Raw genomic sequence first — 15,136 nt, 5'->3', positions numbered from 1 at the left:
AAAAAAAGATGAAAAAAATATTTTTAATAGCCTCATTGATAGGTATTTCATTTACTTCATGTGAAGATTTTGAAGGATGGAATGTCGATGATAAAAATCCGAGCGAAGTACCTGCATCATATTTGCTGACAAGTACTCAACGAGATTTATTTTACAGAATGTCGAGTCCAAACGTTAATTACAACATTTTTAAGTTTTTTGCTCAACAATGGACAGAAACTCAATATACTGATGAAGTAAATTACGATATTAGTGGTAGAGATATTGGAGGAACTTTCTTCTTATATATGTACAGAGATGTACTAATTGATTTACATGCTGCAAAAGATTTAGTTAATGCAGATGAATTTCTAGACGCCAGTACAAAATCTGCAGAGTTAGGAGTTCTTGAACTTATGGAGATTTACACATGGACGGTATTAGTTGATACCTACGGAGATGTTCCTTACTCAGAAGCTCTTATGGGAGTTGAGAACGTTACACCTGTATATGATAATGATGAAGATATCTATGACGATTTATTTAATAGATTAGATGTTGCATTAGCTAATTTAAATGCTAGCGCAGCTTCATTTGGATCAGCTGACCTTATATACGAAGGATCAACTGCTAACTGGAAAAAATTTGGGAATTCTTTAAAATTAAGAATGGCGGTTCATACAGCAGATTATGATTCAGCGAGATCAACAACAGCTGCCTCTGCAGCCGTTGCCGCAGGTGTTTTTACTTCTAATGATGACAATTTCGCTTTTCCTTTTGAATCTACTAGTCCAAATACAAATGGTATATGGGTAGATTTAGTTGAATCTGGTCGTAATGATTATTTAGTTGCTGATACATTTGTAGATTTAGTAAACCCTTTAAACGATCCAAGAGCATCTGTATTTTTTGCTGATAACAAAGATTCGTATATTGGTGCACCATATGGTGTAGGTAGTGCCTATACTGACTATACTCATATCGGAGATGCCTTCCACGAACCAAATTTAGAAGGTGTTCTTTTAAGTTATGATGAAGTCCAGTTCTTATTGGCTGAAGCTGTTGAAAGAGGTTTAATTAGTGGAGATGCTGAAACTTACTATAACGAAGCTATTTCAGCCTCAATTACTTACTGGGGTGGATCTCAAGCCGATGCTGACACTTATTTGGCACAACCTTCAGTTGCTTATACAACTGCAGGTAGTACATGGAAAGAAGTTATTGGTAACCAAAAATACATTGCTTTATACGGAAGAGGTTTCGAAGCATGGACAACATGGAGGTTATTAGACTACCCTAATACATTCACACGTCCTCCAATTTCTCTAGAAGCAGTACCTAGACGTTATACGTACGGAAACGATGATCAAGATCTTAATCCTGATAATTATGCCGCTGCAAGTGCTGCAATGGGTGGCGATGAAAAATCATCAAGAGTATTTTGGGATATAAATGGAGTTGGAAATTAATTTCTCTATATTCAATTATATTTTTATAAAATTAAAACCACCTCTAGAGAGGTGGTTTTTTATTTTATAAAAATAATAAATAATCATTTATTAGGTTTTCTCGCCAAATTAGTTATATTATCCTTTAGTATAACTTTAAAAACACTACATGAGGCAATTAAAAATTACGAAACAAGTTACCAACCGCGAGTCAAAATCCCTAGACAAATATCTTCAAGACATTAGTAAAATACCACTAATCACTGCTGAAGAAGAGGTCGAACTAGCCCAATTAATTAAAAATGGCGACCAAAAAGCTCTAGATACACTCACAACCGCTAATTTAAGGTTCGTAGTTTCAGTCTCAAAACAATATCAAAACCAAGGTCTAACTCTACCCGATTTAATCAACGAAGGCAATGCTGGCCTAGTGAAAGCGGCAAAACGCTTTGACGAAACCAGAGGGTTTAAATTTATTTCTTATGCTGTTTGGTGGATTCGTCAAGCAATTCTTCAAGCTTTAGCTGAACAATCTCGAATAGTTAGATTACCTTTGAACAAAATTGGCTCGATTAATAAAATTAATAAAGCCTATTCATTTTTAGAACAAGAGAATGAAAGACCACCAAGTGCGCAAGAAATTGCAAGCAAATTAGATCTTTCATTAACCGATGTTAAACAGTCTATGAAAATATCTGGGCGCCATGTTTCTATGGATGCTCCTTTTCAAGAAGGTGAAACATCAAACTTATATGATGTAATGAATTCTAGCGAATCGCCTAGACCAGATTCTGGTTTAATGCAGGACGCTTTGAATATAGAAGTTAACCGTGCTTTAAATTCCCTTTCGGAAAAAGAAGCAGAGGTTATTCGTCATTATTACGGTATTAGTAAAAAACAACCTATGAGCCTCCAAGAAATTGGTGACTCTTTTGGTTTAACACGGGAACGTGTAAGACAAATAAAAGAAAAAGGTATTCGTAGATTACGACAAACCTCAAAAAGTAAAGTATTAAAAACGTATTTAGGATAAGCCTAAAACTTAAAATCAATTAATTAAAAGAGTATCTATGTTAAAGATTATTGTAAAAGATGGTGAAAATATAGAGCGTGCCTTAAAACGCTACAAAAGAAAACACCGTAACATCAAAGTGATGCAAAATTTACGTGAAGGACAGTTTTTTACTAAACCATCTGTAAAAAGACGTCGTCAAGTTAAGAAAGCAGCTTACATTCAAAATTTAAGAGACCAAGAAGAAATTTAGTCTTTGCTTAGTTTGAAGCTTATAAAAAATCCCATTCGATTATGTCGTAATGGGATTTTTTAATTATACGGATATTTTTACTACTATACCTTCGTTAGATCGTATATTAAATACCGTTTCATCATCAAAAATGAGATACTGCCCTTTTATACCAACTAGCTTCCCTGTATATTTTAATTCTTTTTTAATATTCAAACTCTTAGGTTTAAACGGATATTTGTCAACCGGGAAGTCTAAATGCGTTTCAGTATTGTTTTCAATAAAATACTGAGCAGCTTCATCCGGGATATATTGCTTTAAACGATCACGCCATTCTACTAAATTCTCGTCTTCATTATCGTTTTTAAGCATTTTACGCCAGTTAGTCTTATCTGCTACATAAGACTTTAAAGCGACCTCTGTAACGCCCGCTAAATACCTGTTAGGCACCTCTACAATTTCCAATGCTTCATGTGCCCCCTGGTCGATCCAACGTGTAGGTACTTGCGTTTTTCTAGTGACCCCAACCTTTACATTACTAGAGTTTGCTAAATAAACAATATGTGGCTGCAATTGCACACGTTTTTCATATTCCAAATCGCGATCTTCTTGCCCTAAATGTGCTGTGCTTAATTCCGGTCGCATAATCCAATCTCCCGTTTGTGCCGTATTATAAAAACACTGCTTATCATAGCCTTGGCGGAATATTGGTTTATCTAATCCGCAATTTAAACATTGATATTTTACAAATTCAATAGAAATCTCTTTCCCTATTAACTGATTCATATTTATAAAATCAGAATCAAAAACCAAATAATACTGAATTGGGTTAGAAAATTCGGTTTCCATTTTTGTTAAAACACCTTGGTAAGTCATAAAAAAAAGTCTTATTTTTAAAAAATTAAAGATAAAAATAATTATGCCAATCCCTATAGTAAATTCAATTGCTTCTTGGTTTTTAAAAAAACGATTTCATCAGATAGAATTGTTCCTGAAATACCCAAATGAAGTTCAAAATGAATTACTACAAAGCCTACTGTACACGGCTAAAGACACTGAATTAGGTAAACAATACGATTTCAGGTCTATAAAAAATTATAAAACATTTTCCGAACGCGTTCCAATTAAAAATTACGACGGATGGCAAGACATTATCGATAGATCGCGTAATGGGGAGAATAACTTATTTTGGCCAACACCTATAAAATGGTTTGCTAAATCTAGCGGCACAACCAGAGCTAAAAGTAAATTTATACCCGTAAGCGAGCAATCTCTAGAAAATTGCCACTATGCGGCGAGTAAAGATTTGCTTTGTATGTACTTAAATAACAACGAAGATTCACAATTATTTACAGGCAAAAGTTTACGCTTAGGAGGAAGTAAAGAACTCTCTAGACAGAACGGCACCGTATTCGGAGATTTATCGGCAATTTTAATTGATAACATGCCATTTTGGGCAGAATACAGCAGTACGCCTAGCAACAAAGTCTCTTTAATGAGCGATTGGGAACACAAAATGCAAGCCATTGTAAACGAAACTATAAATGAAAAAGTAACAAGTTTAGCTGGTGTCCCGTCCTGGATGCTTGTGCTTTTAAATAATGTTCTTGAAACTACAGGAAAACAAAGTTTACACGAGGTTTGGCCAAACCTAGAAGTCTATTTTCACGGAGGAGTAAGTTTTACGCCATATAAAGATCAATACCAAAAAATATTACCTCAAAAAGATTTTAAGTATTATGAAATTTATAATGCTTCGGAAGGTTTTTTCGCTATTCAGGACAGAAATGATTCAAATGAATTGTTACTAATGTTAGATTATGGGATTTTTTATGAATTTATCCCTATGAACATTTATGCCACATCCGAAGAAAAGGCAATTCCGTTAAGCGAAGTTGAGCTACATAAAAATTATGCGGTTATAATAACAACTAATGCCGGATTGTGGCGATACAAAATTGGCGACACCATCAGGTTTACTTCCTTAAGTCCTTATAGAATAAAAGTTTCTGGCCGCACAAAACACCATATTAATGTTTTTGGTGAAGAACTTATTATTGAAAACGCAGAAGAAGCATTAAAAAATGTGTGTGCTAAAACTGAAGCCGAAATAGTAGATTATACCGCTGCCCCTATTTTTATGGTAGGAAAAGAAAAAGGTGCGCACCAATGGCTTATAGAATTTAAAACGCCGCCTACAGATATCGATTACTTTAATGAACTTTTTGACAATGCGTTGAAAGCTTTAAATTCAGATTATGAAGCGAAGCGTTATAATAGTATTACTTTAAATAAACCAAAAATAACCATAGCCAGAAAAAATTTGTTTCACGATTGGCTCAAACAAAATAACAAACTTGGTGGTCAACATAAAGTTCCACGACTTTCAAATACTAGAGATTATATCGATGAGCTTCTAGAATTAAATGTTTCTTATGCTTAAATTCATTTTAAGAAAAACAAGAACTCCTACCTCCTGCTTATAAACTTAAGCAGGTTTTATTGCTTTTAAATTCTTAATTAAATCATTTGGATGTGATAAGTAGATAATTCTTTTATCATCCATAATACCTTCTAAATTTGTTGGATTACCAGAAATAAGTAAAGGCACATCTCCTTGCTCTAGTATCGCTTCAACTTTTACTTTAGCGGGTTGCTCTGTTGGTGTTACAAACATCGACAACATTAAGTTTGGCTTTACTTCTTTTATAACTTGCTTAATATTTTCCGTAGGCACATCTTGACCTAAGTAGTATACACTCCATCCCATTTCTCGGGCTATATAATACGCAAGTAAAAGTGCTATTTCATGATATTCATCTTCAGTTAAAAACATTAATATACTTGGCGCACCTTTTGGAGGATAAGCAAGAACATCAATTGAAGCGAACATTTTCCGCTTAATTAAATTCGAAATAAAATGTTCTTGAGCTGGCATGACTTTATTAATACCCCAAAGCACTCCTACTTGATGAAGAAAGGGATATACTAATTCTGTTACTGTTGCCAATAGACCCTTTTTAACTATTTGAGTTCTTAGCACGTCATTAAAAGAAACCTCGTCCATATCGAGCATACTAATAACGAGAGCACTAATTTCATCTTCATAATTTCCTTCAGTAATTCCATTAGAAATGGTTTTATGAATTTCATCATCCGTCATTTTATCAATCTTAGAAATGCGGTAACCATTCCGGGTCAAAACAGCAATATTCAATAATTTCTTCAATTGATTATCAGAATAATAGCGAATATTAGTATCTGTACGTTCCGGGTCCAAGAAATTATATCTAGTCTCCCACTTACGCAAAGTATGTGCTTTAATACCAGTTAAAGCCACTATTTGTGCCATTGTATACTTGCTCATGTCTAAATATTTACTACACAAACTTAAACAAAAAATAATAATTACACTTAGATTAAAACCCATTTCGTCTAACGTTTACTGAAAATTGTTTGACAATATTAAATTTTTACATATATTTGTCTAACAAAAAACAAAATAAATTAGACATTATGAAAACGAAACACTTTTTTATCGCACTTTTTAGTCTATCATTAATAGCAACATCATGTAGTAGTGATGACGATGGCACTAAAACACCAGCCGCAACACCAAACATTGTAGAATTGGCACAAGAAACTCCGAGTTTAAGCTCATTAGTAGCTGCCTTACTTAGAGCTGATGGAGATTTAGCAACCGTACTAAGTGGAAACGGACCATTTACAGTTTTAGCACCTACTAATGATGCCTTTGCTGCTTTCTTATCTGATAACGGATTTGCTTCTTTAGAAGAGGTACCAACAGATGTATTATCTCAAGTTCTACTTAACCATGTAATCATGGCCGATGTATCTGCTAGTGATTTAGTTTCTTTAGGATCTGGATATACTTCAGGAAGTGCTACTGGAGCAGGAGATGAGAATATTAGCATTTATTTTGATGCAACCAATGGAGTTACTTTCAACAATGTTGCAACAGTTACAGCAGCAGACGTTAGCGCATCTAACGGAACAGTGCATATTATAGATGCTGTTTTAGGATTACCAAGCATTGTAGATCTTGCTGTGGCAAACTCAGACTTCTCAAATTTAGTAGCAGCTTTAGGTAGTGCTGATGGTGATTTAGTTAACGTACTTAGTGGCGATGGACCATTTACAGTTTTAGCACCTACTAATGCCGCTTTTAATACCTTTTTAGATGGTACAGCGCTAGGTGATGTTGATACTGCCGCCTTATCTCAAATATTATTGAATCATGTTATTATTGGTTCGCCTATAACTTCAACGGCTTTAGTAGATTTAGAGGCTGGATATACAAACACAGGAGCCACTGGACCTGGAGAAAATGCATTAAGTTTATACTACAACACAACTAATGGTGTTATGTTTAACGGAATATCTAGTGTAATACAAGCAGATGTTATTGGAACTAATGGTATCATTCACGCAGTAGATACTGTTATCGATATACCAACTGTGGTAACCTTTGCACTTGCAGACCCAACGTTCTCGACTTTAGTAGAAGCTTTAACAACTTTAACACCTGCTACAGATTTTGCAGCTGTACTTTCAAGAACAGAAACAGGGAACTCTGATAACTTAAATCCAGACTTTACGGTTTTCGCACCAACAAATGATGCTTTTGCTGCTTTAGCTGCAGTGCCAGAAGAAGGACCTTTAACACAAATATTATTGCACCACGTAATAAAAGAAGCAAACATAACATCTAGCATGCTAAACAATCCTGGTGATACAACAGCAACTACAATTGAAGGCGATGATATTACCATCACATTACCTGGAACAGGAAATAATATTGCTAATATTACCGATGGATCTGGAGCTACAGATATTGGGATTATAGCTGTAGATGTACAAGCCGGAAATGGTGTAATACATGCTATTAACAAAGTAATGATTAATAACTAAAGTTAACTTATTCCCTAAAACTAGTTGATTTTAAGGCCGACCCCAACCATGTGTTAGTGTCGGCTTTTTTTTTGAAATTTATATAACATAAAAAAGCCATTTGTAAATATATTTACAAATGGCTTTTTAAATTATAATACAATTTAACTTTAAGAAACTGCTTTCAGTTTTTTAATGGTTGTTTTTGTAAGTTTTTCTTCGGCGTAAGCCTGAGTTACATCTAACTTTTTATCCTCGCTACTTGGCAATTCAAACATGGCATCGGTTAAAATTTCTTCACATAAAGAACGTAATCCCCTTGCTCCTAATTTATACTCAATAGCTTTACCGACAATAAAATCTAGCGCACCATCGCTAATAGAAAAATCTACTTCATCCATAGTAAACAGTTTTTTATACTGTTTAATTATAGCGTTTTTAGGTTCTGTTAAAATTGCTCTTAAAGTTTTAGCATCTAAAGGATCCATATATGTTAATACAGGAAGTCTTCCTATAATTTCAGGAATTAAACCGAAATCTTTTAAATCCTTTGGGATTATGTATTGTAACAAATTACTTTGATCTACATTCTCGTCAGACATAGAAGCACTATACCCTACTGCTTGCATATTTAGTCGCTTTGAAATATGTCTTTCAATACCATCAAAAGCTCCACCAGCAATAAATAAAATATTTTCAGTATTAACCTCTATAAATTTTTGATCTGGATGTTTACGTCCGCCTTTAGGTGGCACATTCACAACTGTACCTTCTAATAATTTTAATAAAGCTTGCTGCACACCTTCACCAGAGACATCTCTAGTAATTGAAGGGTTATCACTTTTACGTGCTATTTTATCAATTTCATCAATAAAAACAATCCCTTTTTCAGCTTTTTCTAAATTATAATCGGCCGCTTGTAATAAACGTGTTAAAATACTTTCTACATCTTCACCTACATAACCAGCCTCTGTTAATACAGTTGCATCTACAATAGCTAAAGGTACGTTAAGCATTTTCGCAATGGTTTTCGCCATTAAGGTTTTACCTGTACCGGTTTGCCCAACCATAATAATGTTTGATTTTTGAATTTCAATATCATCGCCAGTTGGTGGTTGTAATAAACGTTTATAGTGATTATACACGGCGACAGACATTACTTTTTTAGTCATGTCTTGACCAATGATATATTCATCTAAAAACTCTTTAATCTGTAAAGGTTTACGCAATTTTAATTCCGCAGATAGATCGCTGCTATCGTTTTGTTTAGATTCTTCTATAACAATACCATGAGCTTGCTCAATACATCTATCACAGATGTGTGCATCTAATCCTGCTATTAACAAATTTGTTTCCGGTTTTTTACGACCACAAAACGAACATTCTAATTCTTCTTTTGCCATTAATCTTCCTTGTTTTGAGGCATATAAATTTCAATCCCCTTTATACCAACACTTTAAAGTTAGTGTTTTTTTATTAATTACGAGCTAAAATCTCATCGATCATACCGTACTCCTTGGCTTTATCGGCTTTCATCCAGTAATCTCTATCACTATCTTCATATACTTTGTCGTAATCTTGACCAGAATGCTTACTAATTATATTGTAAAGTTCTTCTTTTAAGATTAAAATCTCTCTAGCTGTAATTTCAATATCACTAGCTTGTCCTTGTGCACCACCTAAAGGTTGGTGAATCATAACACGTGAATGTGTTAAACCACTACGTTTTCCTTTTGCACCTGCACATAATAAAACAGCTCCCATAGAAGCAGCCATACCTGTACAAATAGTGGCTACATCTGGCTTAATAAACTGCATAGTATCGTAGATACCTAAACCAGCATAAACACTTCCTCCTGGAGAGTTAATGTAAATTTGAATATCTTTATTAGCATCTGTACTTTCTAAAAATAAAAGTTGTGCTTGTACAATGTTTGCAACTTGATCATTAATTCCTGTTCCTAGAAAAATAATACGATCCATCATTAAACGCGAAAACACATCAAAAACGGCAATATTCATTTGGCGTTCTTCAATAATGTTTGGCGTTAAATTAGTTGGGTACATGCTACTAATAATTTTATTGTAGTATGTGCTGCTAATACCTTGATCTTTTATCGCGAATTTTTCAAATTCTTTTGCGTAATCCATATATTATTTAGATATTAAATTCAATTTAACACATTGACTCAAAAGCGTTTGTGCTAAATAAAACTATTTATATAATTTGTTTTTGAATAAAAAAGCGCTTAAATCTAATAGATTTAAGCGCCTAAAGATAATCATTTATTATTTATTTATTTGTCACCGTAAACTTCTTTAACAAAGTTTTCGTAACTTAATTCTTTAACCTTAAGGTTTGCCTTTTCTTTATAAACAGATAATAATTTTTGACTTACTAATTGTTCTGAAATACGACGTGCCTCTTCTTGGTTTGATAATACACGTGCTGCGATATCATCTAACTCTTTATCAGAAGGATTCATTTGACCAAATTGAGCCATTTGTCCTTTAATCATTTCTCTTGCATGATTTTTAATATCGTCCATAGTTACTTGCACGTTATTAGCTTCGATTAACTTACCTTCAATTAATTGGTAACGTAAGCTTTTTTCAGACTTCTCATACTCTTCTTTAGCTTGGTCAGCATCCATTTCTTTTTCACCTGCAGTTTGCATCCACTTCGTTAGAAACTCAGCTGGTAAATCGAATTTAGTATTTTCAACTAAATGCTCTGTTACATCATTTAATAACTTTTGATCTGCTTGTTGCACGAATTGCTTTTCAGCATCTTCTTTAATTTTTTCTCTTACTTCAGAAACAGATTTCACTGTACCTTCGCCAAAAAGCTTATCGAACAACTCTTGGTCTAAATCGGCCAACTCTCTTTTGTTAACTTCAGTAATAGTAAAAGATACTTCAATATCTAAACCATGAACTTCATCGTGACCTAATTTTAATGCATGCATTAAATCGTGATCATCTTCAAAAAGTCCTTTAGTTTTTAAAACAATAACATCTCCTGCTTTAGCTCCAATAAATTGTTTTGCTGTTGCTTTTCCTTTAAACTTATCTAAAGTTAAAGTTACCGTGTTATCAATTTCTTTTTCTTCGTTTGTATAAGCACCAGTAATTTCGCTATCTGCTTCTACAACATCTTGAGGAATTAATTTTCCGTATTGTTTTTGAATACGCTCAATTTGTTCATCAATCATTTTATCATCAGCAACAATATTATATTGTGTGATGGCTTTTTTACCTTTTAATTCAACATCAAATTGTGGCGCTAAACCTAATTCGAATTCAAATGAAAATTTATCGGCATCCCAATTAATTTCATCTTGTGTTTTAGGTAATGGCTGTCCAAGAACATCTAATTTCTCTTCAGTTAAATACTTGTTTAAAGCATCTTGTAAAAGCTTGTTTACTTCATCAACTAAAACTGCTTTTCCGTATTGTTTTTTAACCATTCCCATTGGCACATGCCCTTTTCTAAATCCAGGAATATTTGCTGTTTTGCGGTAATCTAATAAGATTTTTTCAACTTTATCGTTATAATCTTCTTTAACGATATCTACTTTTACCACAGCATTTAATGCATCAACGTTTTCTCTTGTAATATTCATTTTTAATGATATAAGCCTGAAAAGGCATTTAACAATTAGGTTTAAAACCTTATATTTCTTTGAATTCCCCTAAGTTAATAGGAAAACCAAATTTTAGTAAAAAAATTAATCTGTATGATTATTAGATTTTTTTAGCAACTAAAATCGGGATGCAAAAGTACAATATTTTTACATCCTAACAAAGTTTTTAATTTGCTGATTTTATGAGGATTCCTTTACGAACACCACGCCAACACAAGCATTTTTATTCACTTGAGGTTTTATTAACTTCAAATTGAATAATTCGTCTTTATTTATGAACTCTTTTTATCTGTAGTAAAAAAGGATTGTAATATAGATTGCAGAATGGATAAAAGCACACTAAATAATATAGCCCACCAAATATTATCTACAGAAAAACCACTAATAAACTCATCGGCTAAAAGAATAATTACCCCATTAATTACCAATAAAAACAAGCCTAATGTAATAACTGTAACAGGCAGAGTAAAAATAACCAAAATAGGTTTAATTAATAAGTTTAAAATAGATAACACCAATGCCACTATTATTGCAGAAAGATACCCATCTACCTGAACGCCCGAAAGCACATTTGCCAATACAAATACAGCTATAGCGTTTACTAAAAGTTTAATTATTATGTTCATAATATTTTTATTTTAAAATTAAATAAAATTAAGTAAGGCTGCAAAAAAGTCTTTCGGGTTTTCTGCATGCAACCAATGCCCTGCGTTTGCAATAGTAACGATTTCAAAATCAGAAAAATGATTTTTAATAATAGCTTCATCACCAACACCTATATATTCCGAACGATCCCCTCGCATAAACAACGTAGGCTTATCGAAATTAGAATAACTTGGTAAAGCTTCACCAACTTCTGATACTTCTTCTTTTAAAACATTAAGATTTATTCTCAATGCTAATTTTCCTTTTTCAATCCAATACAGGTTTTTTAATAAAAATTGGCGCGTTCCAACATCGTCCACATACCCACTTAATGCGCTATCAGCTTCTCCTCTTGTTTTTATAACATCAAAATTTAAAGCACTTAATCCTGCTAAAATCCCATCGTGATGTACTGGGTAAAAACGTGGAGAAATATCGGCTACTATTAATTTAGAAACCAATTCGGGATATTCGCAAGCAAAAAGCATTGCGGTTTTACCTCCCATAGAATGACCTAGTAAGGTAATATCCTTTAAGTTATGTGCTTCACAATATGTTTTTAAATCTTCCGCAAGTACTTCATAACTAAAATTAGCATCCCAAAAACTTCTACCGTGATTTCTTTGATCGACCAAATGAACCTCAAAACCTTGCTCAGAAAGATGTTTTCCATGTGTTTTCCAATTATCGCTCATTCCTAAAAAACCATGTAAAATTACAAATGGTTTTCCTTCACCTAAAATATTTGAATATAACACTCTTTTTTCTTCCATATACGTTTTAAATCCTTCTAAAGCACAAACAGCACCTCACTTCTATTTCTATATATTCTATTTTCTAAATCTAAACTCTATAATTTACTTCAATTTACGTAAATACATTTGTATTACATTCTCTACGCCTAAATATAAACTTTCGGCAATTAAGGCATGACCTATAGAAACCTCTAATAATCCCGGTATATTTTGTTTAAAGAATGCTGTATTATCTAAAGATAAATCGTGACCTGCGTTTATACCCAAACCTAAACTATTTGCCAATTCGGCACTTTCAATATAAGGTTTTATTGCAGCCTCATTACCCAAACCATATTGATGTGCAAAGGCCTCGGTATATAGTTCAATTCGGTCTGCTCCGGTAGCTTTAGCGCCTTCAATTTGCTTTAAAACAGGATCGACAAAAATGGATGTTCTAATACCGTTATTTTGAAATTCCTTAATAACGTCAACTAAAAAATCTTTGTGTTTTATAGTGTCCCAACCCGCATTACTTGTAATAGCATCTTCAGCATCCGGCACCAAAGTAACCTGCGTTGGTTTTACCTCTAAAACTAGTTTTAAAAACGACTCTACAGGGTTACCTTCAATATTATATTCGGTGTAAACTTCTGGTTTTAAATCGCGTGCATCTTGATATCTAATATGGCGTTCATCTGGTCTTGGATGTACAGTAACACCTTCTGCTCCAAAACGTTGTACATCTTTTGCAAACCCAACAACATTAGGCACATCACCACCTCTAGAGTTTCGTAACGTGGCAATCTTATTTATATTAACACTTAACTTTGTCATAAATACATTTTAAAACACAAAAATACAAAGTAGAACAGGCATAATTGCTATTTTTTTGATTAATTTGCATACCTATTAAAAGGGCGTTATGAAACTTTCGGAATACATTATAAACGATATAAAACCACTACAGAACACTAGTAAAATTAGTGAACTACAATTACTGTTCAATCAGTTAACGTTTTCACATATTCCAGTGTCTGATGAAAACGGAACGTATTTAGGGAGTTTATCAGAAACTGATGCCCATTGCTTTGACAGCACTAAACCACTATCGGAATATCCATACGCTTTCGAAGATTTCTTTGTACGTCACGATACGCTTTGGCTCGATGTTTTAGAAGCGTTTGCTAAAAACTCAACCAATATTATGCCCGTTTTAAGTGAACAAAATAAATATCTTGGGTATTACGAACTTAACGACGTGATTAGCCTTTTTAACGAATCGCCTTTTTTCTCCGAAGTTGGAGGCGTTTTAGTTATTGAAAAAGGAGTGAACGATTACTCTTTTAGTGAAATTAGCCAAATTGTAGAATCTAACGATGGCAAACTACTTGGCGCATTTATATCTAAAATGAATAGCGACTTAGTACAAGTTACGCTTAAAATAGGAAATACAGGCCTAAACGAAATTATACAAACCTTCAGACGTTACAGTTATAATATTATTTCTGGTCACGAAGAGGACAGCTATATTGAAAGCCTAAAAGAACGATCGGATTATTTAAACAAGTACTTAGATATATAATTTTATGAAAGTTGCAATTTTTGGACGTTTTTACAACAAAACAACTACCACCTCTGTAGAAACGCTTCTAAACTATTTACTCAAAAAAGAATTCGATGCCTATATTGAAACCGAATTCTCGAATCTTATAAAAAGTGAATCGCAAAACGAAAGCGACTATTCATCATTTAAAACCTTCGACAAACTCGATAACTCCTTCGATTTACTAGTAAGTATTGGTGGCGATGGTACAATTTTACGTGCCATAACCTATGTAAAAAACCTAGACATTCCAATAATTGGTATCAACACAGGTCGCCTTGGTTTTTTAGCAACCATACAAGTAAACCAGATAGAAAATGCCATGCAAAACATTATAGATGGCAATTATAAAATATCCGAACGCACTTTACTTTCTGTAGAAACATCGCCAGAAAACGACGATATATTATCTATGAATTTCGCTTTAAACGAAATTGCAGTAAGCAGAAAAAACACCACCTCAATGATAACCGTAGAAACCTATTTAGACGGCGAACTCCTAACCTCCTATTGGAGCGACGGCCTCATTGTATCAACACCAACCGGCTCAACAGGTTACTCATTAAGTTGCGGCGGACCAGTAATAACACCAGGCGCTAACAGTTTTGCATTAACACCAATAGCACCGCACAATTTAAGTGCACGCCCATTGATAATACCAGATTCTACTGAAATACAACTTAAAGTAAATGGTCGTGAAGAACAACATCTAGTCTCTCTAGATTCTAGAATTGCAACCTTAGATAATGGCACATTAATCACCATAAAAAAGGCCGATTTCAGAATAAAAATGATCGATTTACCTAGCGAAAGCTTCCTAGTAACCCTTAGAAAAAAACTACTTTGGGGCGAAGATAAACGTAATCAATAATTCGCTTTTTGGGCGTTACCACAAGGGTCGGGCTTTCCGCTATATCTTTTA

The 15,136-nt window shown here is 33.6% G+C and carries 15 protein-coding genes; 7 read left to right on the top strand and 8 right to left on the bottom strand.

Annotation, left to right across the window (positions count from 1 at the left end; all coding sequences use genetic code 11):
- Nucleotides 1-8: 8 nt before the first annotated feature.
- The 3 genes from GQR98_RS09555 (at nt 9) to rpsU (ending at nt 2,692) form a co-directional block, all read left to right on the top strand.
- Entirely contained in the window at nt 9-1,448 is a 1,440-nt protein-coding gene (locus GQR98_RS09555) for a SusD/RagB family nutrient-binding outer membrane lipoprotein (protein WP_159019311.1), read from the top strand.
- 148 nt (nt 1,449-1,596) lie between these two features.
- Nucleotides 1,597-2,460: an RNA polymerase sigma factor RpoD/SigA gene (locus GQR98_RS09550; RefSeq protein ID WP_042499100.1), complete on the top strand. Its 864-nt coding sequence runs from the start codon at nt 1,597-1,599 to the stop codon at nt 2,458-2,460.
- 37 nt (nt 2,461-2,497) lie between these two features.
- On the top strand, nt 2,498-2,692 hold the full coding sequence (gene rpsU / locus GQR98_RS09545; RefSeq protein WP_042499099.1) for a 30S ribosomal protein S21: 195 nt from the start codon (nt 2,498-2,500) through the stop codon (nt 2,690-2,692).
- 63 nt (nt 2,693-2,755) lie between these two features.
- On the opposite strand, the gene GQR98_RS09540 is transcribed toward rpsU, so the two are convergent.
- Nucleotides 2,756-3,547 (bottom strand): DUF2797 domain-containing protein, encoded by a 792-nt coding sequence (locus GQR98_RS09540; protein WP_159019310.1) that lies wholly within the window; start codon nt 3,545-3,547, stop codon nt 2,756-2,758.
- Nucleotides 3,548-3,590: 43 nt separating this feature from the next.
- Here GQR98_RS09540 and GQR98_RS09535 point away from each other — a divergent pair, with 43 nt between their 5' ends.
- Nucleotides 3,591-5,114 (top strand): GH3 auxin-responsive promoter family protein, encoded by a 1,524-nt coding sequence (locus tag GQR98_RS09535; protein WP_159019309.1) that lies wholly within the window; start codon nt 3,591-3,593, stop codon nt 5,112-5,114.
- A gap of 45 nt (nt 5,115-5,159) precedes the next feature.
- On the opposite strand, the gene GQR98_RS09530 is transcribed toward GQR98_RS09535, so the two are convergent.
- Complete coding sequence (locus GQR98_RS09530; RefSeq protein WP_159019308.1) at nt 5,160-6,038, bottom strand: MerR family transcriptional regulator; 879 nt, start codon at nt 6,036-6,038, stop codon at nt 5,160-5,162.
- 149 nt (nt 6,039-6,187) lie between these two features.
- Here GQR98_RS09530 and GQR98_RS09525 point away from each other — a divergent pair, with 149 nt between their 5' ends.
- Nucleotides 6,188-7,603: a fasciclin domain-containing protein gene (locus GQR98_RS09525; RefSeq protein ID WP_159019307.1), complete on the top strand. Its 1,416-nt coding sequence runs from the start codon at nt 6,188-6,190 to the stop codon at nt 7,601-7,603.
- Between the two features lie 149 nt (nt 7,604-7,752).
- Here the strand turns inward: GQR98_RS09525 and clpX are convergent, their stop codons facing one another.
- From clpX to GQR98_RS09495, 6 genes are all read right to left on the bottom strand, one after another.
- Nucleotides 7,753-8,985, bottom strand: a complete 1,233-nt coding sequence (gene clpX, locus GQR98_RS09520) for an ATP-dependent Clp protease ATP-binding subunit ClpX (RefSeq protein WP_159019306.1) — start codon at nt 8,983-8,985, stop codon at nt 7,753-7,755.
- A 73-nt stretch (nt 8,986-9,058) separates the two neighbouring features.
- Nucleotides 9,059-9,733, bottom strand: coding sequence for an ATP-dependent Clp endopeptidase proteolytic subunit ClpP (gene clpP / locus GQR98_RS09515; RefSeq protein ID WP_042499093.1), 675 nt, complete (start codon nt 9,731-9,733; stop codon nt 9,059-9,061).
- Between the two features lie 146 nt (nt 9,734-9,879).
- Nucleotides 9,880-11,208 (bottom strand): trigger factor, encoded by a 1,329-nt coding sequence (gene tig / locus GQR98_RS09510; protein ID WP_159019305.1) that lies wholly within the window; start codon nt 11,206-11,208, stop codon nt 9,880-9,882.
- Between the two features lie 293 nt (nt 11,209-11,501).
- Nucleotides 11,502-11,855, bottom strand: coding sequence for a phage holin family protein (locus GQR98_RS09505; protein WP_159019304.1), 354 nt, complete (start codon nt 11,853-11,855; stop codon nt 11,502-11,504).
- Nucleotides 11,856-11,873: 18 nt separating this feature from the next.
- Nucleotides 11,874-12,647, bottom strand: coding sequence for an alpha/beta fold hydrolase (locus GQR98_RS09500; RefSeq protein ID WP_159019303.1), 774 nt, complete (start codon nt 12,645-12,647; stop codon nt 11,874-11,876).
- Nucleotides 12,648-12,731: 84 nt separating this feature from the next.
- Nucleotides 12,732-13,445 carry a pyridoxine 5'-phosphate synthase gene (locus GQR98_RS09495; protein WP_159019302.1) on the bottom strand — a complete coding sequence of 238 codons (714 nt, stop codon included), beginning with the start codon at nt 13,443-13,445 and terminating at the stop codon, nt 12,732-12,734.
- 88 nt (nt 13,446-13,533) lie between these two features.
- On the opposite strand from GQR98_RS09495, the gene GQR98_RS09490 reads away from it, so the two are divergent.
- Nucleotides 13,534-14,193, top strand: a complete 660-nt coding sequence (locus tag GQR98_RS09490; protein ID WP_159019301.1) for an acetoin utilization protein acuB — start codon at nt 13,534-13,536, stop codon at nt 14,191-14,193.
- A gap of 4 nt (nt 14,194-14,197) precedes the next feature.
- A complete protein-coding gene (locus tag GQR98_RS09485; protein WP_074938972.1) occupies nt 14,198-15,085 on the top strand; it encodes an NAD kinase in 888 nt (295 codons plus the stop codon).
- Nucleotides 15,086-15,136: the final 51 nt, after the last annotated feature.

It is taken from the genome of Algibacter sp. L3A6, from assembly GCF_009796825.1.
In the GTDB taxonomy this organism is placed as follows: Bacteria; Bacteroidota; Bacteroidia; order Flavobacteriales; family Flavobacteriaceae; genus Algibacter.
The sequence above is the reverse complement of the archived record's forward strand: the minus strand, read 5'-3'. Positions and strand labels throughout refer to the sequence as shown.

Bases quoted from the DNA above. Each gene is read 5' to 3' on its own strand.
- GQR98_RS09535 (WP_159019309.1), top strand. From the start codon at position 3,591: ATGCCAATCCCTATAGTAAATTCAATTGCTTCTTGGTTTTTAAAAAAA.
- GQR98_RS09490 (WP_159019301.1), top strand. From the start codon at position 13,534: ATGAAACTTTCGGAATACATTATAAACGATATAAAACCACTACAGAAC.
- clpP (WP_042499093.1), bottom strand. From the start codon at position 9,733: ATGGATTACGCAAAAGAATTTGAAAAATTCGCGATAAAAGATCAAGGT.
- tig (WP_159019305.1), bottom strand. From the start codon at position 11,208: ATGAATATTACAAGAGAAAACGTTGATGCATTAAATGCTGTGGTAAAA.
- GQR98_RS09525 (WP_159019307.1), top strand. From the start codon at position 6,188: ATGAAAACGAAACACTTTTTTATCGCACTTTTTAGTCTATCATTAATA.
- GQR98_RS09495 (WP_159019302.1), bottom strand. From the start codon at position 13,445: ATGACAAAGTTAAGTGTTAATATAAATAAGATTGCCACGTTACGAAAC.
- GQR98_RS09485 (WP_074938972.1), top strand. From the start codon at position 14,198: ATGAAAGTTGCAATTTTTGGACGTTTTTACAACAAAACAACTACCACC.
- GQR98_RS09540 (WP_159019310.1), bottom strand. From the start codon at position 3,547: ATGACTTACCAAGGTGTTTTAACAAAAATGGAAACCGAATTTTCTAAC.
- clpX (WP_159019306.1), bottom strand. From the start codon at position 8,985: ATGGCAAAAGAAGAATTAGAATGTTCGTTTTGTGGTCGTAAAAAACCG.
- GQR98_RS09500 (WP_159019303.1), bottom strand. From the start codon at position 12,647: ATGGAAGAAAAAAGAGTGTTATATTCAAATATTTTAGGTGAAGGAAAA.
- rpsU (WP_042499099.1), top strand. From the start codon at position 2,498: ATGTTAAAGATTATTGTAAAAGATGGTGAAAATATAGAGCGTGCCTTA.
- GQR98_RS09550 (WP_042499100.1), top strand. From the start codon at position 1,597: ATGAGGCAATTAAAAATTACGAAACAAGTTACCAACCGCGAGTCAAAA.
- GQR98_RS09530 (WP_159019308.1), bottom strand. From the start codon at position 6,038: ATGAGCAAGTATACAATGGCACAAATAGTGGCTTTAACTGGTATTAAA.
- GQR98_RS09555 (WP_159019311.1), top strand. From the start codon at position 9: ATGAAAAAAATATTTTTAATAGCCTCATTGATAGGTATTTCATTTACT.
- GQR98_RS09505 (WP_159019304.1), bottom strand. From the start codon at position 11,855: ATGAACATAATAATTAAACTTTTAGTAAACGCTATAGCTGTATTTGTA.